The organism is Pseudomonas sp. VMV1, from assembly GCF_056790235.1.
Genome location: NZ_JBXGSE010000002.1, coordinates 485,346 through 510,814, shown reverse-complemented (window position 1 = coordinate 510,814; position 25,469 = coordinate 485,346). Strand labels below are relative to the sequence as shown.

At 65.9% G+C, this 25,469-nt stretch carries 26 protein-coding genes and 1 pseudogene; 13 read left to right on the top strand and 14 right to left on the bottom strand.

The window, feature by feature from the left end; translation table 11 throughout:
• The first annotated feature begins 179 nt into the window (after positions 1–179).
• The 3 genes and pseudogenes from ACUCV0_RS07925 (at position 180) to ACUCV0_RS07915 (ending at position 1,458) form a co-directional block, all read left to right on the top strand.
• Positions 180–650, top strand: a complete 471-nt coding sequence (locus tag ACUCV0_RS07925; RefSeq protein ID WP_059315515.1) for a Dps family protein — start codon at positions 180–182, stop codon at positions 648–650.
• Between the two features lie 166 nt (positions 651–816).
• Positions 817–1,125: pseudogene (locus ACUCV0_RS07920) on the top strand (cold shock domain-containing protein membrane protein); the annotation flags it as partial.
• 117 nt (positions 1,126–1,242) lie between these two features.
• Positions 1,243–1,458 (top strand): cold shock domain-containing protein, encoded by a 216-nt coding sequence (locus tag ACUCV0_RS07915; protein ID WP_160923550.1) that lies wholly within the window; start codon positions 1,243–1,245, stop codon positions 1,456–1,458.
• Positions 1,459–1,514: 56 nt separating this feature from the next.
• Here ACUCV0_RS07915 and ACUCV0_RS07910 read toward each other — a convergent pair whose 3' ends face one another.
• The gene (locus tag ACUCV0_RS07910) at positions 1,515–3,605 is read right to left on the bottom strand and encodes an LTA synthase family protein (protein ID WP_323147915.1); all 2,091 of its coding nucleotides are present in this window, start codon (positions 3,603–3,605) and stop codon (positions 1,515–1,517) included.
• A gap of 317 nt (positions 3,606–3,922) precedes the next feature.
• On the opposite strand from ACUCV0_RS07910, the gene ACUCV0_RS07905 reads away from it, so the two are divergent.
• From ACUCV0_RS07905 to ACUCV0_RS07880, 6 genes are read left to right on the top strand one after another with little or no spacing between them, the layout of a single operon-like run.
• Entirely contained in the window at positions 3,923–4,882 is a 960-nt protein-coding gene (locus tag ACUCV0_RS07905) for an AAA family ATPase (protein WP_059315518.1), read from the top strand.
• A gap of 1 nt (position 4,883) precedes the next feature.
• Positions 4,884–5,822, top strand: coding sequence for a DUF58 domain-containing protein (locus tag ACUCV0_RS07900; protein ID WP_271655455.1), 939 nt, complete (start codon positions 4,884–4,886; stop codon positions 5,820–5,822).
• Positions 5,819–6,313 carry a DUF4381 domain-containing protein gene (locus tag ACUCV0_RS07895; RefSeq protein ID WP_482212447.1) on the top strand — a complete coding sequence of 165 codons (495 nt, stop codon included), beginning with the start codon at positions 5,819–5,821 and terminating at the stop codon, positions 6,311–6,313. Before ACUCV0_RS07900 ends, ACUCV0_RS07895 begins: the two co-directional genes overlap by 4 nt.
• Complete coding sequence (locus ACUCV0_RS07890; RefSeq protein WP_482212446.1) at positions 6,306–7,304, top strand: VWA domain-containing protein; 999 nt, start codon at positions 6,306–6,308, stop codon at positions 7,302–7,304. Before ACUCV0_RS07895 ends, ACUCV0_RS07890 begins: the two co-directional genes overlap by 8 nt.
• Positions 7,301–8,977, top strand: a complete 1,677-nt coding sequence (locus tag ACUCV0_RS07885) for a vWA domain-containing protein (protein ID WP_482212445.1) — start codon at positions 7,301–7,303, stop codon at positions 8,975–8,977. The genes ACUCV0_RS07890 and ACUCV0_RS07885 overlap by 4 nt, the downstream gene beginning before the upstream one ends.
• Complete coding sequence (locus ACUCV0_RS07880; RefSeq protein ID WP_482212444.1) at positions 8,974–10,557, top strand: BatD family protein; 1,584 nt, start codon at positions 8,974–8,976, stop codon at positions 10,555–10,557. The genes ACUCV0_RS07885 and ACUCV0_RS07880 overlap by 4 nt, the downstream gene beginning before the upstream one ends.
• Here the strand turns inward: ACUCV0_RS07880 and ACUCV0_RS07875 are convergent.
• Complete coding sequence (locus tag ACUCV0_RS07875) at positions 10,545–11,210, bottom strand: YceH family protein (protein WP_482212443.1); 666 nt, start codon at positions 11,208–11,210, stop codon at positions 10,545–10,547. The genes ACUCV0_RS07880 and ACUCV0_RS07875 overlap by 13 nt on opposite strands.
• A 40-nt stretch (positions 11,211–11,250) precedes the next feature.
• Positions 11,251–12,156, bottom strand: coding sequence for a drug/metabolite exporter YedA (gene yedA, locus ACUCV0_RS07870; protein ID WP_271655460.1), 906 nt, complete (start codon positions 12,154–12,156; stop codon positions 11,251–11,253).
• Between the two features lie 150 nt (positions 12,157–12,306).
• Between yedA and ACUCV0_RS07865 the strand changes: the two genes are divergently transcribed.
• Entirely contained in the window at positions 12,307–12,744 is a 438-nt protein-coding gene (locus tag ACUCV0_RS07865) for an Lrp/AsnC family transcriptional regulator (RefSeq protein WP_482212442.1), read from the top strand.
• A gap of 59 nt (positions 12,745–12,803) precedes the next feature.
• Here ACUCV0_RS07865 and ACUCV0_RS07860 read toward each other — a convergent pair whose 3' ends face one another.
• Positions 12,804–13,577: a DUF2076 domain-containing protein gene (locus ACUCV0_RS07860; protein ID WP_482212441.1), complete on the bottom strand. Its 774-nt coding sequence runs from the start codon at positions 13,575–13,577 to the stop codon at positions 12,804–12,806.
• 274 nt (positions 13,578–13,851) lie between these two features.
• On the opposite strand from ACUCV0_RS07860, the gene ACUCV0_RS07855 reads away from it, so the two are divergent.
• Together ACUCV0_RS07855 and ACUCV0_RS07850 are read left to right on the top strand one after the other, a co-directional pair.
• Complete coding sequence (locus ACUCV0_RS07855; protein WP_482212440.1) at positions 13,852–14,418, top strand: cysteine hydrolase family protein; 567 nt, start codon at positions 13,852–13,854, stop codon at positions 14,416–14,418.
• Between the two features lie 30 nt (positions 14,419–14,448).
• Positions 14,449–15,093 (top strand): YciC family protein, encoded by a 645-nt coding sequence (locus ACUCV0_RS07850; protein ID WP_059315529.1) that lies wholly within the window; start codon positions 14,449–14,451, stop codon positions 15,091–15,093.
• A gap of 9 nt (positions 15,094–15,102) precedes the next feature.
• Here ACUCV0_RS07850 and ACUCV0_RS07845 read toward each other — a convergent pair whose 3' ends face one another.
• On the bottom strand, positions 15,103–15,642 hold the full coding sequence (locus ACUCV0_RS07845) for a DUF2058 domain-containing protein (protein WP_059315530.1): 540 nt from the start codon (positions 15,640–15,642) through the stop codon (positions 15,103–15,105).
• Positions 15,643–15,812: 170 nt separating this feature from the next.
• On the opposite strand from ACUCV0_RS07845, the gene ACUCV0_RS07840 reads away from it, so the two are divergent.
• Positions 15,813–16,736 carry an aspartyl/asparaginyl beta-hydroxylase domain-containing protein gene (locus ACUCV0_RS07840; RefSeq protein WP_059315531.1) on the top strand — a complete coding sequence of 308 codons (924 nt, stop codon included), beginning with the start codon at positions 15,813–15,815 and terminating at the stop codon, positions 16,734–16,736.
• A 35-nt stretch (positions 16,737–16,771) separates the two neighbouring features.
• Here the strand turns inward: ACUCV0_RS07840 and ACUCV0_RS07835 are convergent, their stop codons facing one another.
• The 9 genes from ACUCV0_RS07835 to ACUCV0_RS07795 form a co-directional block, all read right to left on the bottom strand.
• Entirely contained in the window at positions 16,772–17,188 is a 417-nt protein-coding gene (locus ACUCV0_RS07835) for a DUF2802 domain-containing protein (RefSeq protein ID WP_059315532.1), read from the bottom strand.
• Complete coding sequence (locus tag ACUCV0_RS07830) at positions 17,188–17,667, bottom strand: chemotaxis protein CheW (protein ID WP_007160357.1); 480 nt, start codon at positions 17,665–17,667, stop codon at positions 17,188–17,190. The genes ACUCV0_RS07835 and ACUCV0_RS07830 overlap by 1 nt, the downstream gene beginning before the upstream one ends.
• 73 nt (positions 17,668–17,740) lie before the next feature.
• Positions 17,741–18,661 (bottom strand): chemotaxis protein CheW, encoded by a 921-nt coding sequence (locus ACUCV0_RS07825; RefSeq protein ID WP_482212439.1) that lies wholly within the window; start codon positions 18,659–18,661, stop codon positions 17,741–17,743.
• Between the two features lie 57 nt (positions 18,662–18,718).
• Positions 18,719–19,507, bottom strand: coding sequence for a ParA family protein (locus ACUCV0_RS07820; RefSeq protein WP_059315534.1), 789 nt, complete (start codon positions 19,505–19,507; stop codon positions 18,719–18,721).
• Between the two features lie 35 nt (positions 19,508–19,542).
• Positions 19,543–20,403 carry a flagellar motor protein MotD gene (gene motD / locus ACUCV0_RS07815; RefSeq protein WP_059315535.1) on the bottom strand — a complete coding sequence of 287 codons (861 nt, stop codon included), beginning with the start codon at positions 20,401–20,403 and terminating at the stop codon, positions 19,543–19,545.
• Positions 20,404–20,414: 11 nt separating this feature from the next.
• On the bottom strand, positions 20,415–21,155 hold the full coding sequence (locus tag ACUCV0_RS07810) for a flagellar motor protein (RefSeq protein WP_482212438.1): 741 nt from the start codon (positions 21,153–21,155) through the stop codon (positions 20,415–20,417).
• 34 nt (positions 21,156–21,189) lie between these two features.
• Positions 21,190–22,308 carry a protein-glutamate methylesterase/protein-glutamine glutaminase gene (locus tag ACUCV0_RS07805; RefSeq protein WP_482212437.1) on the bottom strand — a complete coding sequence of 373 codons (1,119 nt, stop codon included), beginning with the start codon at positions 22,306–22,308 and terminating at the stop codon, positions 21,190–21,192.
• Between the two features lie 83 nt (positions 22,309–22,391).
• A complete protein-coding gene (locus ACUCV0_RS07800) occupies positions 22,392–24,647 on the bottom strand; it encodes a chemotaxis protein CheA (protein ID WP_482212436.1) in 2,256 nt (751 codons plus the stop codon).
• Between the two features lie 26 nt (positions 24,648–24,673).
• Positions 24,674–25,462 carry a protein phosphatase CheZ gene (locus ACUCV0_RS07795; protein ID WP_059315538.1) on the bottom strand — a complete coding sequence of 263 codons (789 nt, stop codon included), beginning with the start codon at positions 25,460–25,462 and terminating at the stop codon, positions 24,674–24,676.
• Positions 25,463–25,469 lie beyond the last annotated feature (7 nt).

The window sequence follows — 25,469 nt, the reverse complement described above, 5'->3', positions numbered from 1 at the left end:
ATGCGTGGAGGCGCCGGGCCAGCAGGACCGGGCGCTCGACTGAACGGGAGATTCTATATCATCCGTCACGATTTTACCGTAGCCGGGCACGCAGCTCGACATGCCAACACTGGCTAAACGGCCAGCGGTTCTGTGATAGCCTCGAAGCCCTTCGCAACCGACGCACAGGAGCCGTCAGCATGGAAATCAACATCGGAATCGCCGAACAGGATCGCGCCGAGATCGCCGAGGGCCTGTCGCGCCTCCTGGCCGACACCTACACCCTCTATCTGAAGACCCACAACTTCCACTGGAACGTCACCGGGCCGATGTTCAACACCCTGCACCTGATGTTCGAGACCCAGTACACCGAGCTGGCGGTCGCGGTGGACGACATCGCCGAGCGTATCCGCGCCCTGGGCTTCCCGGCACCGGGCACCTACGCCGCCTATGCGCGCCTGTCGAGCATCAAGGAGGAAGCAGGGGTACCGGACGCCCAGGAGATGATCCGCCTGCTGGTGCAGGGTCAGGAGGCCGTGGTGCGTACTGCCCGGGGCATCTTCCCGCTGCTGGACAAGGTCAATGACGAGCCCACCGCCGATCTGCTGACCCAGCGCATGCAGACCCACGAGAAGACCGCCTGGATGCTGCGCAGCCTGCTCGCCGCCTGAGTCAGAGCACCGTCGCCGGCCACGACCGGCGACGGTGCCACGATTGAGCAGCCCTCACCTTTTGGGTTTAATAAGGATGCGCGTTTTGCGCCGGGTCACTCCGCTGTCGGGCAACATACCGGCAGTTTCGGCAGACCCGTGTTCTTGAACCCAAGGTGATTTCACATTGAACACGTTATCTACTGTCCATGTCGTGGTGGGCGCTGCCGCGCTCCTGTTATCGGCTATTCCCGGACTGCAGTCCGACACCTCGTCCTTCGATCAACCCGAGTCCATCCATCTGGCCCTGCTGGGTCTTGCCACCCTTCTCTTCACGCCCTTCTCCCGCAGCCGCAGCAGTGGCGCCCAGAAACTCGCCAGCGCCCTGTTGGTGATCGCCGTCGTGGCCCAGACCTTCATCCTGCTGGCGCCCCTCGAGCAGATCGGCGGCCTGCCGGCTGAACTGCTGCCGCTGGGGTTGACCCTGGTCGCCGCCCTGGCCAGCCTGCCGGAAAAGTTTCGTGGACCGGCCGGCAGCGCTCCCACGGCCGATGCCGAGGCGCGTCCACGCCCGGTGGCACGCGCGGCTGCAGCCCCCGCCCCGGCACGTCCGCTGGCCGATGACCGCGAGCGTGGCACGGTGAAGTGGTTCAACACCTCCAAGGGCTTCGGCTTCATCTCCCGCGATACCGGCGACGACATCTTCGTGCACTTCCGCGCGATCCGTGGCGAAGGTCATCGGGTGCTGATGGAAGGCCAGCGCGTGGAGTTCTCGGTGATCCAGCGGGACAAGGGCCTGCAAGCCGAGGACGTGGTCATCGCGGCCTGATCTCTGTCAGCAAAAAGAAAGGCCGCCCTCGGGCGGCCTTTCTTTTTAGACGAGCGTCACTGCCGCTGGGCGGCGGCGGCCTTGCTGTCGTTCATGCCGGTGGTGTTGCCGAGCAGGCTGGCCGTGGCGGTCTGGATGAAGGCTTCCAGGCGTTTCTGCAACTCGGGCGCATTGGCGTCACCCTTGATCACCTCGCCGCCGGCCTGGGTACCCAGGTGATAGCGATAGAGCACGGCGTCCCGGTCACGCGGCTTGACCAGGATGTGATCGCCGGTCACCAGGGCCACGGTCTGGTCGCTGCCCGACGGCTTGATCACGGCCACGCCCTGATCGCCCTGGGGCAGGCCCAGCAGGTCACGGCCCCAGCACTGGTGCTGAGTCGGCTTGCCGAAGCGCGCCAGCACGGTGGGCACCACGTCGATCTGGCTGCCCACGGTATCGCGACGGGCGCCAAAGGTTTCCTGCACGCCCGGACCGATCAGCAGCAGCGGTACGTTGAAGCGCGACAGGTCCATCTCGGTGATCTGCTCGTTGTTGCCGAAGCCGTGGTCGCCAAGGATCACGAACAGGGTGTCCTGGTACCAGGGCTCGTGCTTGACCTTGGCGAAGAACTGGCCCAGCGACCAGTCGGCGTAGCGCATGGCGGTGAGGTGTTCGTCGAGCGAGCCATGGCCGGTGACCGGCGCGACCGGCAGGTCCTTGGGCAGCGCATAGGGGGTGTGGTTGGACAGGGTCTGCAAGAGCGCATAGAAGGGCTTGCCGTCCGGCGCCTTGGCCAGTTTGTCCAGTTCCTGCACCGAGCGGTCGAACATGTCCTGGTCGGACACGCCCCAGGTCGGATCCATGAACACCGGATTCACGAAGTCCTCACGCCCGACGAAGCTGGTCATGCCCTGGTTGCTGAAGAAGCCGGACTGGTTGTCCCACTGGAAGTTGCCGTTGTAGACATAGACGTCGTCGAAGCCACGGGTGCTGAGCAGCTGCGGCAGGCCGGAGAACTGGTGGGCACCCTCGGGCATGCGCATCAGGTACTCGAAGGCCGGCAGGTTGGGGAAGCAGGCCATGGTGGCGAACATGCCCTGGTGGGTATGGGTGCCGTTGGAGAAGAAGCGGGTGAACAGGGTGCCCTGCTTGGCCAGGGCGTCGAAGTTCGGGGTGATGCCGTCTTCGTTGCCCAGGGCGCCGATGTACCGCCCGGCCATGCTTTCCATGAGGATGACCACCACGTTACGCACCTTGGGCAACTGGCCGTCGGCAGGCGGGGTGTAGATCCGGCGAATGGCAGCCTTGTCGGCGTCGATCAGCTCATCGCGCGGGGTCAGCAGCATCTGCCGGGTAACCGCCAGCGCATCGGCGGCGGGCATGGTCGCCTTCCAGCTGTTGTCGCGGTGATCGGAGAAGCTGTTCTCGGCCGCATCGATCAGCGTCAGGGTGCCGTTCAGGCCGAGGTGGTTGGCGAACATGGAGTCCGTGGTATAGGCATCGCCCCAGCGCAGCGGCGGACCGGATCTCAGGGTGCCACGCGCGGCGATGACGGCCACCACCAGGCAGAGCATGAATACCGCACCCCGGCGATACCAGGCCGCAGGCTTTGGCGCGGCATGGCGGCGGGTAGCCCGCTCGATACCAAAGAACACCAGTCCCAGCAGCAGGGTCGCCACGGCCCAGGCCAGCAGCAGGCGTACCACCGGGAAGCCGTTCCAGATCATGCTGGTGACGGTGTGCAGGTCTTCCTGCAGGTACTGGAAGACCAGGCTGTTCAACCGCTGGTGGAATTCCCGATAGAAATTCAGCTCGCCGACGCCCAGCAACAGACAGAGGCTGGCGGCCAGGGTGAACCAGCTGGCCTGCAGCCGGCGTGCGGCCATGGCTCGCAGGCTGAACAGGCAGAACAGCGAGGGCGCGCAGATATAGACCACCAGGCGCAGGTCGAAGCGGGCGCCGTTGAAGAAGGCTTCGGCAAAGGTCGCGAAGGGCGACTCACCGATCAGATCGGTGTTGTAGCCCAGCATCGCCAGGCGCAGCAGGGTGAACATGACCATCAGCGCCAGGCCGCAGCCCAGGACGAAACTCAGGTGGCTGCCCAGCGTCGGCACCGGCCGGACGCCAGCGGCGCGTGGGGATTGGGGGACTTCCGTTTGCGACATGAAAACACCTTGTCAAAAGCAGCAGGGATTCGCGGCGAATGGCCAGCGGCACGAGATCGGCCACGCAGAGGCCTCGAGCGCGGTCGGCAGGCGTGGGAGTTTAACCCTCCGGCGCGATCACGCCAGTCTTGGCACGCACTGGTTGAGCGAAGCGAGACCTTGGCCGCGCCGGCAGCCGCCCAGCCTGACCAGACCCGCGTCAAAATTTCGTCAAAAACTGCTCTGAATGCGACGTCAGCGCAGGCATGGGCGGCAGCCGCCGCTTGCAGTAAAATTGCGCAACTTTGACCGCTCCAGCGCCGTATTCAGGATGCCCCATGGCTCACCGTGACGCTCTGCAGGTGCTTCGCACCTACCTGACCAGCCAGATCCTTGGCCAGGAAACCCTGGTGGAGCGCCTGCTCATCGCCGTGCTGGCGGATGGTCACCTGCTGGTGGAAGGCGCCCCGGGGCTGGCCAAGACCAAGGCCATCAAGGACCTGGCCGAAGGCCTGGAGGCAGACTTCCACCGCATCCAGTTCACCCCCGACCTGCTGCCCGCCGACATCACCGGCACCGAGATCTATCGCCCGGACACGGCGACCTTCTCCTTCCAGCAAGGGCCGATCTTCCACAACCTGGTCCTGGCCGACGAGATCAACCGGGCACCGGCCAAGGTGCAGTCCGCGCTGCTGGAGGCCATGGCCGAGCGCCAGGTGAGCATCGGCCGCACCTCCTATCCCCTGCCCGACCTCTTCCTGGTGATGGCCACCCAGAATCCCATCGAGCAGGAAGGCACCTATCCCCTGCCCGAGGCCCAGCTCGACCGTTTCCTGATGCACGTCAAGATCGGCTATCCGGACGCCTCGGTGGAGCGCCGCATCCTGGCGCAGGCCCGTGGCGAGGCCCTGGACGGCGAGACCCTGCCGACCGAGCGCGTCACCCAGGCGGCCATCAACGCCGCGCGCCGCGAGGTGCTCGGGCTGTACATGGCCGACGCCGTGGAGGAGTACCTGGTCCAGCTGATCATGGCGACCCGTACCCCGGGCCGTTTCGACCAGGACCTGGCGCATTGGATCACCTATGGCGCCAGTCCGCGCGGCTCCATCGCCCTGGATCGCTGCGCTCGCGCCCATGCCTGGCTGGCGGGGCGGGACTTCGTCAGCCCGGAAGACATCCAGGCGGTGGTCTTCGACGTCCTCCGTCATCGCGTCATCCTGTCCTTCGAGGCGGAGGCCGCCGGTATCGACCATGACCGGGTGGTGCAGCGCATCCTCGATCTGGTGGCCGTGGCCTGAGATGGCCGAGCGCGACGGCGTGACCCTGGGCCTGGCCGAGCTCATCGAGATGCGCCACCGGGTAGTCGAGGTGCAGCTGTTTTCCGCTGCCGGACGGCGCAGCCCGCTGATCGGCCTGCACCATTCGCGCCTGCGCGGTCGCGGCGTGGACTTCGACCAGGTACGGGCCTATCAGCCCGGTGACGACGTACGGGCCATCGACTGGCGCGTCACCGCCCGCACCCGCGAGCCCCACACCAAGCTGTTCCACGAAGAACGCGAGCGGCCGGTCTATCTGCTGCTGGAGCAGAGTCCGCGCACCTTCTTCGGCACCTGCCAGCAATTCAAGTCAGTGCTGGCCGGACGCCTGGCCGCGCTGATCGGCTGGGCGGTGCTGGAGCACAACGACCGCATCGGCGGCATGATCTTTGGTGGCGAGCGCCTGCACGAGGTGCGGCCGCGGCGCAGCAAGCAGAATCTGCTGCGCTTCTTCGATCACCTGGTCAATGCCAACCGGGCGCTGCGGGATCCGGCATTGGCTCAGGTGCCGCGTATCAGCTTCAACCAGGTATTGCGCCGCGCCCGCGAAGTGCTGCGTCCGGGCAGCCTGGCGCTGGTGATCTGCGACGAGCGCAGTCTGGACGTGGCCACCGAACAGCACCTCACGCTGCTCTCGCGGCACAGCGACCTGGTCCTGCTACCGCTTTCCGATCCGCTCGATCACGAATTGCCCCAGGCCGGCCTGTTGCGCTTCACCAGCGGCCAGGCCGAAGTGGAACTGGATACCGACCGCAGCGACGTGCGTCAGGGCTATGCCGAGCAGGCCGCGCAGCGCCGCGAGCGCTGGACGGAACTCAGCCTGCGCCTGGGCATTCCACTGCTGCCGCTGTCCACGGCGGACGACCTGGTCGAGCAGTTGCGGCATCTCTTGCGGCAACATCGCCCGGGGTATGCCTCGTGAGCCCCGGCGCACCCAACCTGGAGCCGCTGCGGCTGCCCCCGGAACCCGTCTGGTGGCCGCCGGCGCCGGGCTGGTGGCTGCTGGCGCTGATCCTGGTGGCGCTGGCCTTCTTTCTCCGTCATCGCCGCGGCCGGCGACCGCTGACCCGCATCACCGTGGCGGAACCGACCACCGAAGAGGATCTGCGCGCCACCGCGCTGGCCGAACTGGCCCAGCTGCCCCGCCCCTACGGCGGCCCGGCCGGTCCCTGGCTGCAGGCGCTGAACGCCCTGCTCAAGCGGCTCAGCCGCGCCAGCTATCCGGATCAGCTCAGCCAGACCCTGAGCGGGCGGGACTGGCTGGCCTTTCTCGACTCCCGCTGCCCTGCCGCCGGCCTGACGCGCTACATGATCCTGGTCGACGGCGGCTATCGCCCGGACTGTCGGCTGGACGACCGCACCATCGACGGCCTGCAGGATGCCGTCGCCACCTGGATCCGCAAGCATGTTTGAATTCGCCTGGCCCTGGCTGTGGCTGCTGGCGCCCCTGCCCTGGCTGCTGCGCCTGCTGCTGCCGACCGCCGACAGCGGCCAGGCAGCCCTGCGGGTCGACTTCCTCAGCGAACTCGAACACCTGGGCGGACGCACCAGTCGCGCCGGCGGCCTGGTCGGGGCCCGACGCCTGCTGCCCTATTTGCTGGGTTGGTTGCTGCTGCTGGCCGCCGCCGCCCGCCCGCAGTGGGTGGGGCCGCCCCAGCCATTGGACGTGAGCGGGCGCGACCTGCTGCTGGCGGTGGACGTCTCCGGCTCCATGGATACCCAGGACATGCAGCTGGGCGACGAAAGCGTCAGCCGCCTGACTCTGGTCAAGCAGCTGCTGGGGCGCTTCATCGAAAGCCGCCAGGGTGATCGCGTCGGGCTGATCCTGTTCGGCTCCCAGGCCTATCTCCAGGCGCCCCTGACCGCCGACCGGCGTACCGTGCATGCCCTGCTGGAGGAAGCCCAGATTGGCCTGGCCGGGCGCAATACGGCGGTGGGTGACGCGGTGGGCCTGGCGGTCAAGCACCTGCGCAAGCGCCCGGACAACAGTCGGACCCTGATCCTGGTCACCGATGGCGCCAGCAATGGCGGCGTGGTGACACCCGAGGTCGCGGCGACCCTGGCCGCCAGTGAGCGGGTGCGCGTCTATACCTTGGGGATCGGCGCCGAACCGGATGCCCTGGGCGTTGGCGCAACGTCCAGCGATCTCGATGAACCCATGCTGCGGCATCTCGCCGACCTCACCAACGGCGCCTACTTCCGGGTGAGATCCAGCGCCGAACTGGCAGCCGTGTCGCGGCAACTCGACCGCCTCGAACCCATCCGTCAGCAACCCGACCAGGCCCGTCCCACTCGCGAGCTCTATGCCTGGCCCCTGGCCGCGGCGCTGCTGCTCGGCCTGACCCTAGCGCTCGGGCGCCTGCCGTGGCCCCGCCGCTGGCGGCGCGGAGGCAAGGCCACATGAGCGATTGGCTACCGCTGTTCCTGCGTCCCTACTGGCTGCTGGCCCTGCTGCCAGTCGCCCTGGTGATCTGGTCGTTGCGCCAGCGTCGCCATCGTCACGGGCGCTGGGAGGTGCTGCTGCCGCCAGCGCTGCATCCCTGGCTGCTCGCCGACAGCGAGCGCCAGCGCTCCCCCCTCGGACTGATCCTGCTGGGCCTGGCGGGCTTGCTGGCCTGCCTGGCCCTGGCCGGCCCCAGCTGGCAGCAGGGCGAACCCCAGAACTTCCGGCGCAACGATCCCCTGGTGGTGGTCCTGGCCCTGACGCCGGACCTGCTCGCCACCGATGTCGTCCCCAACCGCCTGCTGGCCGTGCAGCGCAAGCTGCAGGACCTGCTCAAGGCGCGCCAGGACGGTGAGACCGCCATCGTCGTCTATGCCGGTAGCGCCCATACCCTGGTGCCCCTGACCGACGACCTGCCGACCATGGACAACCTGCTCAAAGCGCTGCGCCCCTCGATCATGCCGGTGCCCGGCCAGCGCGCCGATCTGGGGATCGCCAAGGCGCTGGAGCTGCTCGGCCCTGCGCCCAGTGCCAGCGCCCGGCTGCTGCTCATCACCAGCGAGCTGGACGACCGTGAGCGCCTGGGTATCGAACGCCAGCTGGAAGGCCGTCTGCGTCAACTGGCCATCCTCGGACCAGGTACGCCCCAGGGTGCCCCGGTGGCCGCCGAGACAGGCAATTATCTGAGCGATGCCGCAGGCGGCATCCGCATCGCGCGACTGGACGAGGGTCGCCTGCAAGGCATCGCCCGCGAACTGGGCGGACGCTATCAGCGTCTGCAGCGCGATGACGGCGATCTGCGCCGGCTCGGACTGCTGGAGCGGCCCGATGATGTCCGCGCCAGCGCTGGCCAGGGGCCTTCCGACTGGCGCGACCAGGGTTACCTGCTGCTCCTGCCCCTGTTGGTGCTGGTGGCCTGCGGCGCACGCCGCGGCTGGCTGCTGTGCCTGCCCTTCTGCCTGCTGTTGACGCCACCTCCGGTCCACGCGGGTAGCTGGGACGATCTCTGGCTGCGCCGTGACCAGCAGGGCTTGCAGCTGCTCAGCGACGACCAGGCCGGTGCGGCCGTCGAGCGGTTTACCGACGAGCGCTGGCGCGGTGTGGCGCTCTACCGGGCCGGTGACTTCACTGGCGCCGCCGCGGCTTTCGCCCGGGATCCCTCGGCGGACGGTCACTACAATCGTGGTAATGCGCTGGCCATGGCCGGTCGCCTGGAAGAAGCCCTGCTCGCCTATCGTGCGGCATTGGTGCTGCGTCCGGATCTGACCGCGGCACTGCGCAATCGCAACCGCCTCGAGCGTCTGCTTGCCCAGCGCGCCGCCGCGGCGCAGGCCGACGCCGCCGCGCGTAGCCGCAAGGCCCAAGCCGCCAACCAGAGCAGCGCCCAAGCCGACGAACCTGCCAGCGCCAGCACCGCTACCCCGGACGCCACTGCTGCGGCCAACCCGCAGCAGCAGGCCCAGCCCGGTGCGGACTGGCTCGTCAGCCCGTCCGTGCCTGACGACTCCCTGGCGGAAGAACAGCACCAGGCCGCCGAACAGTGGCTGCGGGAAATCCCCGACAACCCGGCCGAGCTACTGCGCCGCAAGTTCTGGTATCAGCAGCAACAACGCGAGGAGAACGCGCTGCAATGAAGTCCTATCCATTGCTGCTGCCCCTGGCGCTGCTCGCGCCACTCGTCCAGGCGGCGGATCTCAGCGCTCGCCTGGAACGCAGTCAGCTCAGCCAGAACGAGACCCTGGAACTCATTCTCGAGACCACCGATCCCGCCCAGTTCGGCAAACCCGATCTCGCCCCGCTGGAGCAGGACTTCAAGGTGCTCGGGGTGCGCCAGAACAGCCTGCCGCCGGGCGAGCAGGTAACCACCCGCTGGAACGTGACCCTGCAACCCAAGGCCAGCGGCGCCCTCATCATTCCCGCACTCAGCCTGGGCGGTGCCCACAGTCAGCCGCTGACCGTCACCGTGGCGGCCCCCGCCACCAAGCGCCAGACGCGGGAGCCAGTCTATCTGGAAGCCGCGGTGGATCGCCCCAGGCTCTATGTGCAGGCGGAAACCATCCTGACCATCCGCCTCTACCACGCGGTAGCGCTCTACGACGACCATGTGCTCACCCCGCCCAATCCCAGCGACGCGCGGGTCGACCTGCTGGGTACGCCAAACGTCTATGAGCGCGACGTCGACGGCGTCCGTCATGGCGTGATCGAATGGCGCTACGCCATCCATCCGCTGCAGAGCGGCACCCTGGTCCTGCCGCCCCAGACCTTCAGCGCCACCCTCGCCGGTGGCCTCGACGACAGCTCGCGCGCTGGCCAGCCGATCCAGCTGCGCACTCCGGCGGTGACCCTGGAGGTTCTGCCACAACCGGCCAGTTATCCGCCACAGACCCCCTGGGTTCCGGCGCGCAGCCTGACCCTGACGCAGCAGTGGAATCCCGCCCCGGAAAACGCCCGGGAAGGCAGCGCCCTGACCCGTACCCTGCAGGTACATGCCGAAGGCCTGGCACCGGGTCAGCTGCCGCCGCTGGTGTTGCCCGAGATCGAAGGCGTGAAACGCTATGCCGAGCAGCCGCGGCTATCTCTGCAGACCCAGGCGCGTGGCCTGGTCGGGCAACGCGAAGAACGCGTCGCCCTGATTCCCACCAGCAGCGGCGACAAGTTGCTGCCACCGGTGGAAGTGGTCTGGTGGAATACCGAAACCGATACCCTGGAACGCGCTACCCTGCCCGCCCAGCCCCTGGTGGTGGCCGAAGATCCGACGCTACAGCCAACCGCCACGCCGACGGTGGTCAAGGTCACCACGGGCGACCGCGGACTCTGGCGCTGGCAGCTGGCGACCGCCTTCTTCGCGCTCACCACGCTGCTTGGCTTCGGCCTCTGGTGGCGCGCCCGGCGCCAACCGGCGGTACTCCCGGCCGTGCCGGACGTGGACAGCCGCGTGCAGCGCGAAGAGCTGCGCCGCGCCTGCCAGAGCAATGATCCCCATGCGACGCGCCACGCCCTGGATGCCTGGGCCCGGCAACAACCGGAAACCCTGGCAGCCATGGGCGCCCGCTTCGAACCCCTGGCGGCCGCGCTCGACGACCTCAACGGCGCCCTGTACAGCGAAGCCGGTCAGCGCTGGCAGGGCGAGACCCTGTGGCAGGCGATCAACGCCCTGCCGCCGCTGACACCGGCGACGGTACACGACACCCTGCCGCCGCTCTATCCGCGCTGAGCACTCTCTTCCAAGCGCGCCAGGCGCTCTTCGAGGGCGGCGATCCGGGCTTCCAGGACCTCCAGCCGGCCTTCGCGTCCGCCCACGGACGGACTGCCATCGGAAGCACTGCCGAGTTGCGCGACTTGGGCATCGCGCTCAGCCGCGTTGCCGAACAGATGCAGGTAGCGTTCTTCCCGCTGACCCGGCTGGCGCCCAAGCCCGGTGGCCAGGCCGCGAGCGATCAGCCGCTCCAGGTGATGGCGCACCTGCTCGGTATCGTCGAAGGCATGCATCCGGGTACTGCGCGCGAGCAATTCGCCCAGGGTCTGGGGACCGCGCAGGAACAGCAGCGCGCAGAGGACCCACTGCGGCGGCGGCAGCTCCAGTGCCTTGTCGAGGCGCTGTTCCCAGCGGTCCGCACGACTGCCCATGACCAGACGCGCCAGGCCACGCTCCTCCAACCGTCGCAGCCCCTGCCCCACTTCGCCTGGGGTGAGGTTCAGTACCGGTTCGCGACTGGTCTTCTGGTTGCAGGCCAGCACCAGCGCGTTGAGGGTCAGGGGATAGCTTTCCGGCGTGGTCAGCTGCTTTTCGATCAGACTGCCGAGGACACGGATCTCGGTGGCTTCGAGCGGCTCTTCGGCGAAGGCGGGGGTGACTGCTTGGCTCATGGCGAACTCCGCTTGGATGACGCGCCAGCCTAGCCTGCCGTCAGCGGCGTCGCCACTGCGGCAAGCCGATCAGCACCACCGCGCCCACGATGACGAGCATGGCCAGCATTTCCGCCGGACCGATCCGTTCACCCACGAACAGGGTACCCAGCAGCACCGCCACCACCGGATTCACATAGGCATAGCTGGTAGCCGCCGCCGGCCGTACCCGGCCCAGCAGGTAGAGATAAGCACTGAAGGCGATCAGGGAGCCGAACACCACCAGATAGCCCAGCGCCAACCAACCGCCCAGGGCTGGCCAATGCTGCAGCCGCTCGCCACTGAGGTAGCTGGCGCTGAGCAGGACAGCGCCAGCTACCAACATTTCCACCGCACTGGCCATAGCCCCGCGTGGCAACGGCAGGTAGCGACTCCAGATCGAGCCGAAGGCCCAGGCCGCCGCGGCGAGCAGGATCACCGCAGCCCCGAGCGGCGTGGCGCTCATCGTATCGCCCAGATTGAGCAGCGCGATCCCTACCAGCCCCAAGGCGATACCGGCCCATTCCAGCAGGGTATTGCGCTGCCCCCAGAGCAGGCCGAACAACAGGGTGAACAGCGGGACCGTGGCGATCGACAAGGCCGCGATGCCGGAGGTCACACCCCAATGCTCGGCCAGGGTCACGCCGCCATTGCCGACGCCCAGCAACAGAATGCCGATCACCGCGGCAGCCGCGGTCTCGCGCGCCGTCGGCCAGGGCGCTCCCCGCAGGCGCAGCCAGCCGAGCAGCAGACTCCCAGCGATGAGGAATCGCAGCCCTGCCATCAGCAGCGGTGGCCAATGGGCCACGCCGATACGGATCACCAGATAGGTGGAACCCCAGACCACATAGAGGGCGAAAAAGGCCGCTAACAGTGGCAGCCAACTGGGCAGGCGCGGCGCGATGCAGGGCGAGGCGGAGGTGTCCATGCGCGAGAGATTCCTGGTAGGTCAGGCTGACATTGTAGGAGCGAGTGCCAGGACGGCTAAGATACAGTCGGGAGAGAAAGGGCCTGATCAGGCTTTGATTCGGCAGACTTTAAGGACAAGGACCTTCGATTCGAAGGCAGGGAATGGGACATGGACCATATCGATCGACGCCTCATCGACCTGCTGCTGGTGGAGGGCCGCGCCAGCTACGCCGAACTGGGCCGCCGCCTGGGTCTCTCCGCGCCGGCCATTGCCGAGCGCATCGCCAAGCTTGAGGACGCCGGCGTCATCACCGGCTATGGCGCCCGTATCGACCGCCGCGCCCTGGGCTACGGCACCGAATGCCTGATCTCGCTGCGCTTGCACAGCACCAGCCAGGGGCCGTTGCTGAAGAAGCTGGAAGCCCTGCCCCAGCTCCTCGCCTGTCACCGGGTCACGGGCGAGGACTGCCTGATGCTGTGCGCCGCCGTGCGCGACATGGCCGAGCTGGAAGCCCTCATCGACACCCTTACCACATTCGGCATGAGCCGTACCGTGGTGGTGCTATCGACGCCCTTCGAGCGGCCGCTGCCGCTCATCTCCACTTAAAGCCGCGCACAAAAAAGCCCTGGGGCCTTGCGGCGCCAGGGCTGGCTGGGCGCGACGACCTAGATAAAAGAGTCGTCGTCGCCACCGTCGTCGAAGAAGCCACCACCGCTGGTATCGCCATAGTCGGCGGCATCCTGGAAGCCTCCGTTATCCTGATAGCCCCCGGCGTCCTGGAAACCGCCGCCATTGTCGTAGCTGGCGTTATCCGCCCAGCCACCCTGGGAGCCGGCGTCGGCCAGGCCCTGGTCGGTCGCTGGTGTCTCATTGATGACGTTGACGATCTCCTCGGGCTGCGAATGATGGAACAACCCCGAGATCGCCTGGGCGGCGAGCATCCCCCCGGCTACCCCGGCGGCAGTCTGCAAGGCGCCGCCCATGAAACCACCCATGCGCGACGGTGCGGCCTGAGGCGCACCATAGCCCGGTGCAGGCTGGGCGTAGCCCGGATTGGGCTGACCGTAGCCCTGACGCGGTGCCGCCGGACCGGGATCGTTCCAGCCGCGAGAAGGCGCCGCATTGGCAGGTGCCGGGCCACTGGCTGGCTGGTTGCTGCTGCCACCGAACAGGCTGGAGAGAAAGCCGCCACTGCCAGGGCGATTCTGCTGAACCTGGGCCATCTGGCTTTCCAGCTCCTTGACGCGCTGGTCCAGCCGCTTGATGGCGGCTTCCTGGATCAACATCGCCTGAGCCATGTAATAGGGCGCCGCGGGCTGGTCGCGCAGACGCTGCTGGATCAGCGCCTCGGCCTCCCGGTCGCGGGGCGCGGTTCGCGCTTCGGTGGTCTTGAGACGGTCGAACAGACCCTCGATCAGCTGGCTTTCTTCGCGTTGCATGATGACCCTCCCGCAGACGGTCTACTGACGGCGTTCCCCCGGGAACGGCCTGGATACTGAAAGGCGCAAGCGATGCGCTACTAGCCAGATAATGACGAAGGGTCGCCATTTCAAGATGGATCCGCATGGCGTTCAGCGTGGATTCAGCCAGATACCACACGTCATCCCTCCCTATCTGAAGAGACGTCTCGCCATCGAGTTCCGAACCGCTGCCCGCAACTGGACAATCGGCAGGTGCTACGGGAGTCTGGTCGTTTTTCAAGAAGACTCGGTCATGACTCCACTGCTCATTTTGATCGACCAGCAACAGGGCATCCGCGCCCCGCACCTGGGGCCACGTAACCATCCCGATGCCGAGCGACGGATAGCTGAACTGCTGGCGGCCTGGCGCCAGGCCCGGGCCCCGTTGTTACATGTCCGCCATCTGTCGCGCGATCCGCGCTCGGTGTTCTGGCCAGGGCAGCCCGGGGTGGAGTTCCAGCCGGCCCTGGCGCCGCTGCACGGCGAGCCGGTGTTCGACAAGCAGGTCCCGGACGCCTTCGCCAACAGTGGCCTGGAACGCTGGCTGCACAAGCGCGGTATCCACTCACTGCTGATCTGTGGCGTGGCCAGTGAGAATTCGGTGGAAGCCACGGCGCGCAGCGCCGGCAATCTGGATTTCACCACTTGGGTCGCCGAAGACGCCTGCTACACCTTCGCCAAGACCGACTTCTCCGGTCGGCCGCGCAGCGCCGAGGAGGTCCATGCGATGGCCATGGCCAATCTGCACGGCGAATACGCCACCGTCACCTCCAGCGCAGCCATGCTCGAACGTCTGCGGACGAACGGGTCGCCCTGCTAGACTGCCCTCCTGCCCGCCTGGAAGAGCTGCATGAACCCTGTCGATATCCTGCGCGACTCGCTGTCTTTCTTTGCCCGCAATCTGCGGCCCCTGGCCGTCCTCACCCTGCCCTGGCTGCTGCTCGAAGCCCTGCTGCGCTATCAGGTGCTGGAGCGGTTCGGCGTGACCAATGGGCTGTGGGACATGCTGGTCAGCCTGCTCTGCTATCCGCTGTACACCGCCGCCCTGCTGATCTTTCTGGAGGCGCGTACGCAGGGCACCACACCGCGCCTGAGCGGTGCCTGGGGCGCGGCACTGCTGCTCTGGCCACGCTTCGCCCTCCTCGCGGCCTTGACCTCGGGGCTGGTGATGCTGGGCTTTTCGCTGCTGATCGTGCCGGGCTTTCTGATCATGGCCAAGCTGGCCTTCGCCGAGAACCTGCTGGTGCTGGAGGGACGGGCGCCGCTGGATGCGCTGCGTGGCAGCCTGCGCCTGAGCCGTGGGCACTTCTTCACCCTGCTGGCATGCATCCTGGCCACGGTGCTGCCGGCCTGGCTGCTCGACGCCTGGATCACCCGGCATTTCGCCGAGGACGCAGCGCTGGAGATCGTACTGCAGACCCTTTCAGGCTTCCTGCAGCTGATCCCCAGCATCGCCGTCTATCGCATCTACATGCTGGTCAGGCAGGACGCCTGACCCGGCACTTCACCACATCAGGTCGTCCGGCACCTGGTAGGCGGCATAGGGATCGTCCGGATCCGGCTCGCCGCTCTGCACGTTGAGCAGTACCACCCGCTTGGGATCGCGCTCCTGGATACGTTCGGCGGTGGCGCGCGGCACCACCTCGTAGCGACCCTCGTAGCGCACGATGGCCAGACTGCCCTTGCTGAGCTTGTCTCTCATCATGACGTTGACCGACAGGCGCTTGACCTTCTTGTCGTCGACGAAGTTGTAGTAGTCCTCGGTGGTCAGCTTGGGCAGGCGGCTCGTTTCGATCAGCTGCTTGATCTGCGCCTGCTCGGCCTTGCGCCGCTTCTTGTCTTCCTGAGCACGATTGAGCTCCTGGTCCTTGGCCAGTTTTTCCGCCTGGGCCTGCTGGACGGCCAGCTCCTGGGAGCGGTCCTTTTCCGTCTGCCCGCGATGCTCCATGCGGCTCTGTTTCTGCTTCTGCTTGACGGCCTGCTTGGCCTGCTTTTCATTGACCAATCCGGCTTTCAGCAGCTGGTCGCGTAGGGACATGCTCATCGATACGACTCGTCTAGATCATCCAAGGGGGCACGGCTCGGGAGCGGCCGCGCGCCAGGGTGTCCATCCTGCGCAGCCGACGAAGCGAGTGCAAGCCTTTCCCGGGGGTGAAATAATGCAGTCATGACCTATCCGCCCCTGGTTCGGGCGCTGCCGATCAGAATTTGTCCATGATTACCTTCGCGATCGTCCTGCTCTTTGTCGCCAGCGTGCTCTTCGTCCACCTTCGCGGACGCGCTCGCCTGCCCTTTCTGCGCCAACTGGTCAACCACTCGGCGGTGTTCGCCCCCTACAACGCCCTGATGTACCTGTTCTCCAGCGTCCCGTCCAAGCCCTACCTCGATCGCAGCCGCTTTCCGGAGCTGGACGTACTTAAGGACAATTGGCAGGAGATTCGCGTCGAAGCCTTGCGGCTGTTCGACGAAGGCTACATTCGCGCCGCGGAAAAGGACAACGACGCCGGCTTCGGTTCCTTCTTCAAGAAGGGCTGGAAGCGCTTCTACCTGACCTGGTACGGCGAACCGCTGCCCTCCGCCCAGACCCTTTGCCCGCGCACCGTCGAACTGGTGCGGCAGATCCCCAACGTCAAGGGCGCCATGTTCGCCCTGCTACCAGGCGGCAGCCATCTGAATCCGCATCGCGATCCCTTCGGCGGCTCGCTGCGCTATCACCTGGGTCTGGCCACGCCCAACTCGGATGCCTGCCGCATCTATGTCGACGGCCAGCCCTATGCCTGGCGCGATGGCGAGGATGTGATGTTCGACGAAACCTATGTGCACTGGGTGAAGAACGAGACCGACCAGACCCGGGTCATCCTGTTCTGCGATGTGGAACGGCCATTGCGCAACCGTCTGCTGACGCGCATCAACCAGGCAGTCAGCCGCTTCCTGGGTAGTGCCACAGCGCCGCAGAACGTCGAAGGCGAACGCGTAGGCGGCATCAACCAGGCCTATGCCTTCAGCAAGAGATTCGGTGATCGTATCGGTGGCGGCGTGAAGAAATTCAAGCGGCGCCATCCCAAGGCCTATCGCATCGCCAAACCGGTGCTGGCCGTGCTGGTAGTGATCGCGCTCTACCACTGGATCGTCAGCTAAGGCGGCGATCCTGCGCAGGCGGCGTCAAAGGCAGATTAGCCGGAGCGCTGCTGGCGCTGCCGATGCAGCCGGGCTACCAGCTCGGCTTCGGCCTGGGAGAGGCCACAGGCCTGGGTGAGATCGTCGGCGCTGGCGCCCAATCCCACCAGGCGCGCAGCCTGGGAAAAGGACAGACTGGTAGGGTCGCTCTGCTCGATCTGGGTCAACCGATCAGGCAAGGGCGCCACCACCTTGGCCAGTCCCTGCACCTGCTCACCCATGCGCACCTGCCCGGCCTGGTAGGTTTCCAGGCGCTTGAGCAAAATCTGCATACGCTTGTCGACAAGGGCGTCCCGCTCAACCTGTTTCGCTACCTGCTGCTGCTGGCGTTGCCAGAGCAGCCAGCAGCAACCACCGAGGCCGGCACAGGCCAGCCCCAGCGCGACGCTGAGCAGGATCAGCCCGACGAGCATCAGATGCTTTCCAGCTCCGACCACTCTTCTTCGGTCATCAGCTTGTCGAGCTCGACCAGGATGAGCAGCTCGCCGTTCTTGTTGCACACGCCTTGGATGAACTTGGCGGATTCGTCATTGCCGACGTTCGGCGCGGTCTCGATCTCCGACTGCCGCAGGTAGACCACCTCGGCCACGCTGTCGACCAGGATACCGACGACCTGCTTGTCGGCCTCGATGATGACGATACGGGTGTTGTCGGTCACCTCGGTGGGCAGCAGACCAAAGCGCTGGCGGGTGTCGATCACCGTCACCACGTTGCCGCGCAGGTTGATGATACCCAGCACATAGCTCGGCGCACCCGGTACCGGAGCGATTTCGGTATAGCGCAGGACTTCCTGGACCTGCATCACGTTGATGCCGTAGGTCTCGTTATCCAGGCGGAAGGTAACCCATTGCAGGACCGGATCTTCGGAACCCTGTGCGGACGTTTTTTTCATGTTCCCTAGCCTCGTCAAATACCGCACGTGCGGCGAAGCGGGCGAACCCGCTGGTTAGTTGCGGCGGGCAGCCCTAGCGACGGCCACCCACCACCTGTTCAGCGAGCGCCGCCACATCCAGCAGCGCACACATCTGATCGATCACCGTACCGGCCAGCCAGGGCCGGGTAGCGCGCTGATTCCGCCATTTGACCTCGGCGGGATCCAGTCGTACCGAATGGCTGACGCCATGCACGGCCAGGCCCCAGTCCAGACCTTGCAGCGATATCACGAATTTCAGGCCCTCACGGTAGTCGTCACGGTAACGTTCGGGCATCACCCAGCGCGCCGCATCGAGAACGCGCAGGTTACCTGCCTGGCAGGGTAGCAGGCCCAGGAACCAGTCTGGCTGACCGAACAGCGGCGTCAACTCTTCGTCGGCAAGTGGGTAGATGGAGCCCAGGCAGACCAGAGGCGCGGCCAGGGTCAAGCCGGCGACGTCGAACAACAGGCATTCGAAGGGTTCCTCGCCCCATTCGGGCCGGCCCTCCAGCGCTACGCCACCGGGCGGTGCGCCGCCGACCAGCAACGATTGCGACGGCACATTGCCCACAGCGATGCCTTCCACGATGGGACGCGGCGGCTCGGCGACCGGGGCCAATTCAGGGACGCGCCAATCCAGCTCGATATCGGTGTCCGGCGCCGCCACGGGCAGGGTCACTGGCAACAGGACCTCCGCCGGGGAGCGCTCGGCCAGCGCAACGCCTGCGCGGCGCGCGGTCAACGGCACGACCCGGGGCTGTCGCGCGGCGTCGCGCTCGAGCTCTTCGCGCACGGCGGCGGCGAACTCGTCTTCGCTGACGCTGGCGATCGGCTCTGCGGGCACGACCACGGGCGCCACGGCAGGCGCGACTTCAGCGGTCGGCAGCTCCAGGAACGCATCCAGCAGCAGGGCATCGAGATAGCCCTGAAGGACACGCTGCGGACGATTGTCGAGGGACGTCGGTTGGCTCATGGCGATCTACGTGGGTGGGTTGTCCAGCCTATCGGCTGGAAGGATGGAAAACTTGAATCAGGCGACCTGGCTACTGGGCGCCCCTTCGAGCAGATGCCGTAGCAGCGCCCGGTAAGCGATGACACCGCGGCTGTTGAGTTCATAGCGCGACGGCACCTGCCCGGAGCGACTGGCATCGCGCAGCCGGGTATCGATGGGAATGAAGGCCTGCCACAACTGCGCAGGATAGGTATTGCGCAATACCTTCAACGTCCCAATGGAGGCCTGGGTACGGCGATCGAACAGGGTCGGCACTATGGTGTAGGGCAGCGCCTGCTTGCGCGAGCGGTTGATCATGGTCAGGGTGTTGACCATGCGCTCCAACCCCTTGAGTGCCAGGAATTCGGTCTGGGTGGGAATCACCAGATGCTGGCTGGCCGCCAGAGCGTTGACCATCAACACTCCCAGCAGCGGTGGGCTATCGATCAGCACGTGGTCGAAGTCGTTCCACAGTTGCGCCAGGCTCTTGGAAATCACCAAGCCCAATCCGCTCTGCCCAGGCGACTGGCGTTCCAAGGTAGCCAGGGCGGTACTGGACGGCAGCATCGACAACTGCGGATGGCTGGTCGGCAGCAGCAGACGCTTCGGCAGGCCTTCCGGGACCTGACCGCCGTGTTGGAACAGGTCGAACACGCTGTGCTCGAGACTGTCCGGATCCTGACCGAAATAGCTGGTCAGGGAACCATGGGGATCCAGGTCCACCAGCAAGACGCGCTTGCCTTCATCGCCTAGCAACCCGGCGAGGGCAACGGTGGTGGTGGTCTTCCCCACCCCACCCTTCTGATTGGCGACAGCCCAGACTCTCATGTGCAGACTTCCTCCCGACGACATAACCGACCGGGTCAAGGGGCCGGCACAGAGGCCGGCGACGAAGATTTGACAGGCGCCCCCTTGGGCGTCAGCTCTCCAGGCGATGCTGCAGATTGTGTGCCAGTCGACGAATTTTGCAAGGTGCTCTGTGGCCGGAACAAGTCTAGATTGCGCGAGATCAGCAGAACCACCCGCCGATTGCGGGCTCGGTTGACGTCACTGGTGTTGTCGACCACCGGCTGATAGGCGCCATAGCCGACCACAGCCAAGCGCTGCGGGGCGATGCCATTGCCGATCAGCAGCCGCACGATACTGGCGGCCCGGGCCGCTGATAGCTCCCAGTTGGTGGGATACAGCGCCGTGCTGATGGGACGGTCGTCCGTGTAGCCCTGTACCTGGATCGGATTTTTGAACGGCGCCAGAATCTTGGCCACCTTTTCCATGAGGCCAAAGGCGGGATTGCTCGGCAGAGAGTCACCGCTGGCAAAGAGCAGGTTGGAGCTGAGCTCGATTTCCAGCCACATCTCACTGGCCTTGATGTTCAGTTGGTCGCCGGCGATGAGATCGCCGAAGGTGGATCGCACGCTGTCGGCGATCTGCTGCAGCGGATCGCTAGGCGTGCCCTTGGCGCTCTGGGCGGCGCTGGTGTCCATTACCGCAGGCGTCGTTCCCGCCGGACGCTGATCGCCAAGGGTGATAGGTTTGAGCGACCGCTCTGGCTGGCTGAAGATGCCTGACAGGCTGTCCGAGAGCACCTTGTACTTGCTCTCGTTCAACGAGGAAATGGAATACATGACCACGAAGAAGGCGAACAACAGGGTGATGAAGTCCGCGTAGGAGACCAGCCAGCGTTCGTGGTTCTCGTGCTCTTCGGGACGGCGGCGGCGAGGCATGCGGCGCTCTCCTAGTCCAGGAAACCTTGCAGCTTCATTTCGATGGACCGCGGATTCTCGCCTTCGCCGATGGACATCAGCCCTTCCAGCAGCATTTCCCGGTAACGGGACTGCTGCTGGGCCAACGCCTTGAGCTTGTTGCCGATGGGCAATAGCAGCAGGTTGGCAAAGGCGACGCCATAGATGGTGGCGACGAAGGCCACCGCGATGCCGCTACCCAGCTGTGAGGGATCGGCGAGATTCTGCATGACGTGGATCAGGCCCATCACCGCACCGATGATGCCGACGGTTGGCGCATAGCCGCCCATGGCTTCATAGACCTTGGCGGCGGCGATGTCACGATCTTCCTGGCCGTAGAGGTCCACTTCCAGAATGCTGCGCAGGGTCTCGGGCTCAGTGCCGTCCACCAGCAGCTGCAGCCCCTTGGCGGCATAGGGATCGGCCTCGCGGGCGACCAGGGGCTCGAGACCCAACAGGCCTTCCTTGCGCGCCACGCTGCTCCAATTGACCACCTTGCGAATGCCACCGGTGAGGTCCAGCGTTGGCGGCACGAACACCCACCCCAGCATGGTCAGGGCGCGGCGCAGCACCGGTAGCCGGGTCTGCAACAGCACGGCACCGAGGGTCCCACCCACCACGATCAGCGCCGCCGGGCCATTGGCCAGGGCGGCGAAGGAGCCGCCCTCCAGCAGATTGCCGCCCATGATGGCGGTGAAGGCCAGCAGGATGCCGATAAGGCTGAGGACGTCCACGCTCAATGCCCTTCTGGCGAATGAACGCCTGCCGTCACGAACAGGCCTCGGTCAGGTGCCTGCCGATGTCTTCCAGGCCGTAGATGGCATCGGCCAGGTTGGCCTTGGCGATGGCCATCGGCATCCCATAGATGACGCAACTGGCTTCGTCCTGGGCCCACACCTGGCTACCGACCTGCTTGAGCATCCGCGCGCCTTCGCGACCGTCGGCGCCCATGCCGGTCAGGACCACCGCCAGCACCTTGTCGGCATAGGCCTTGGCCGCGGAGCCAAAGGTCACGTCGACGCAGGGTTTGTAGTTGAGGCGCTCGTCGCCGGGCAGGATCTTCACCATGCCGCGGCCATCCACCATCATCTGCTTGCCCCCGGGCGCCAGCAGCGCCAACCCCGGACGCAGCTGATCGCCGTCCTCGGCTTCCTTGACGCTGATACGGCAGAGCTTGTCCAGACGCTCGGCGAAGGCCTTGGTGAAGGCGGCGGGCATGTGCTGGATCAGCACCAGCGGCGCCGGGAAATTGGCTGGCAGTTGGGTCAGCACGCGCTGCAGGGCCACTGGGCCGCCGGTGGACGTACCGATGGCCACCAAGCGGTAGTGCTTGCGCTTGGGCGGTGGTGACGCCGGGGTACTGGGCGCGTGGCCAGCCTGGGTCGCACTGGGCGCCGCCGGCCGGGTCACCGTCCGGGCACTTGCCGATGCAGCCGCCGGACTCGCGGACGCTGCCGGCGCGACACTGGGTGCCACCGCAAAGCGGCGATTGGAACGGGCGATATGGTGGATCTTCTCGCACAGCAGCTTCTGCACACTCGCCGGATTGCGCGAGATGTCCTCAAAATTCTTCGGCAAGTAGTCGACCGCGCCAGCATCCAGGGCATCCAGGGTGACCCGGGCGCCTTCATGGGTGAGCGAGGAGAACATCAGTACCGGAGTCGGGCACTTCTGCATGATATGGCGGACGGCAGTGATGCCGTCCATCATCGGCATCTCGTAATCCATGGTGATGACATCGGGCCGCAGTGCCAGGGCCTGATCGACCCCCTCACGCCCGTTGCTGGCCGTGCCCACCACCGAGATGTTGGGGTCGGCCGCCAGGATTTCCTTGAGCCGACGCCGGAAGAAGCCGGAATCGTCTACCACCAGTACTTTTACCGGCATACCTTGAAACTCCTAACTTGGGGCGGCTCAGGCCACCCGATGGCGCCGGGCACAGGACCCGACGCCGCTCGTACCTGGCCGACTCAGAGCCCGCGACGGGCGTAGCGCTTGAGCATGCTGGGTACATCGAGGATGAGCGCGATGCGGCCGTCGCCAGTGATGGTCGCCCCCGACATGCCGGGCGTGCCCTGCAGCATCTTGCCGAGTGGCTTGATGACCACCTCTTCCTGGCCCACCAGCTGATCGACCACGAAGCCGATACGCTGGGTGCCGACCGAGAGGATCACCACGTGCCCCTCGCCCTGCTCCACGTGGGCTGCACCAGGTACCAGCCAACGCTTGAGGTAGAAGAGCGGCAGTGCCTTGTCGCGCACCACCACCACTTCCTGGCCATCCACCACGTTGGTGCGGGACAGGTCGAGGTGGAAGATCTCGTTGACGTTGACCAGCGGGAAGGCGAAGGCCTGGTTGCCCAGCATCACCATCAGCGTCGGCATGATCGCCAGGGTCAGGGGTACCTTGATGACGATCTTGGAGCCCTGGCCCTTGGTCGAGAAGACGTTGAGGGTACCGTTGAGCTGGCTGATCTTGGTCTTGACCACGTCCATGCCCACGCCGCGGCCGGAGATGTCGGAGATCTCGGCCTTGGTGGAGAAACCCGGGGCAAAGATCAGGTTGAAGCACTCGGTCTCGGTCAGGCGATCGGCCGCGTCGCGGTCGAGCAGGCCCTTTTCCACCGCCTTGTTACGCAGCAGATCCGCGTCCATGCCCTTGCCGTCGTCGGAAATCGACAGCAGGATATGGTCGCCTTCCTGCTCGGCGGAAAGCACCACGCGTCCGGCGCGGGACTTGCCGTTGCCTTCACGCTCGGCCGGCCCCTCGATGCCATGGTCGACCGCATTGCGCACCAAGTGCACCAGCGGATCAGCCAGGGCCTCGACCAGGTTCTTGTCCAGGTCGGTTTCTTCACCGACCAGCTCCAGGTTGATCTCTTTCTTCAGGCTGCGCGCCAGATCGCGGACCAGGCGCGGGAAGCGGCCGAAGACTTTCTTGATCGGCTGCATTCGGGTCTTCATGACCGAGGTCTGCAGATCCGCGGTGACCACGTCGAGGTTGGACACGGCCTTGGCCATGGCCTCGTCGCCGCTGTTCAGGCCCAGGCGTACCAGGCGGTTACGCACCAGCACCAGTTCGCCGACCATGTTCATGATCTCGTCCAGCCGCGCGGTATCGACCCGCACGGTGGTCTCCGCCTCGCTGGTGGGACGCTCGCCTGCCGCGGCAGGTGCCGCCGGCTTGGGCGCAGCGACCTCGGCGGCCGGTTTCGGTGCCGGTGCTGGGGCCGGGGCCGGGGCCGGAACGGGCTGAGGCGCGGCGACCGGTGTCGGCGCAGCGGCAACCGGTGCAGCTACGGGCTCGGCGGGACCACTGAACTTGCCCTTGCCATGGAGTTCATCAAGCAGGGATTCGAACTCGTCATCGGTGATCTCATCACCACTCGCCGCCGCCGGAGCAGCCGTGACGGGTGCCGATGCGGCCGGCGCAGGAGCCTCGTTCGCGACGAACTTGCCCTTGCCGTGCAGCTCGTCGAGCAGGGCTTCGAATTCGTCATCGGTGATCTCGTCGCCACCCGTGGCGGCCGGCGCAGGTGCCGTGGCAGCCACCGGAGCCGCCGCTGGCGCCTCGTTGAACTTGCCTTTGCCATGCAGCTGATCGAGCAAGGCCTCGAATTCGTCGTCGGTGATGTCCTCGCCACCGGCGGCACTGGCGGTTTCCGCAGTGGCCCCCTGGTCGGCACCCGGCTCGCTACCCAGGGCATCGAGCAGGTTCTGGAAATCGGCATCGCTCAGTTCCGGCTCGGCAGCCGCCGCGGCGGTCGGAGCGGGCTCTGCGGCGGCGACCGGGGCAACAGCCACGGGCGCAACCGGAACCGGCGCCGGCTCACTGCCGGCGGGTTCGGCCAGGCGGGCCAGGGCCGCCAGCAATTCAGGCGAGGCCGGGGTCGGCTCTTCGCGTTCACGGACCTGACCGAACATTTCGTTGACGGAATCCAGTGCCTGCAGCACTACATCCATCAGCTCGGCATCCACGCGGCGTTCGCCTTTGCGCAGGATGTCGAACACGTTTTCCGCGATATGGCAGCACTCGACCAGGGTATGGAGCTGCAGGAAACCGGCACCGCCCTTTACGGTATGGAAGCCACGGAAAATGGCATTCAGCAGATCCATGTCATCCGGGCGGCTTTCCAGCTCGACCAATTGTTCGGACAACTGTTCGAGAATCTCGCCGGCCTCTACCAGGAAATCCTGGAGGATTTCTTCATCGGCGTCGAAGCTCATTCCTGCACTCCCCAAGAGGGTCTGGGTCAAAAGCCCAGACTGGATAGAAGATCGTCGACGTCGACCTGAGCGGCCACGACGTCTTCACGCTTATCGGCATGAATCTGCGGACCTTCACCCTTCATCGTCTTTTCTTTTCGATTCTGTTCGATCAGCGCGGTGTGATCGTGACTGAAGCCGGTATAGCGATCGACCTGACTGGCCATCATCACCAGCTTGACGAGGTCTTTCTCGATCTGCCCGACGAGATTGACGACCCGCTTGATCACCTGACCGGTGAGATCCTGGTAGTCCTGCGCGAGGAGAATGTCGTTGAGCTTGGCCGACAGCTGCTCGGCACTGCTCTCGCTGTGGCTGAGGAAGGCGTCGACGCGCTTGGCCAGTTCGCGGAATTCGTCCGCGCCCATTTCCCGGCGCATGAATTTCTTCCAGTCGGCATGCACGGCACGGGCCTCGTCGCCGAAGTTGCCTACCAGCGGTGCGCTCTCCTCCACCAGATCCATGGTTCGGTTGGCAGCGTTCTCGGTCATCTTCACCACGTAGGAGAGACGATCGGTGGCATCGCTGATCTGGGAGACCTCTTCGCCGGCCATGCCGCGCGGATCGATCTCGAAGTTGACGATGGCATTGTGCAGCTCGCGGGTCAGCTTGCCGACTTCCTGGTAAAGACCCCGGTCACGCAGTTGATTGAGCTCATTGATAACATGCACGGCCTGGGTGAAATCGCCGCTTTCCAGGCATTTCACCAGCTCTTGGGCGTGCTGTTTTAGATTCGACTCGAAGTCGCTGAAGCTGTTGGTGCCAAGCTGATCCATAACGTCC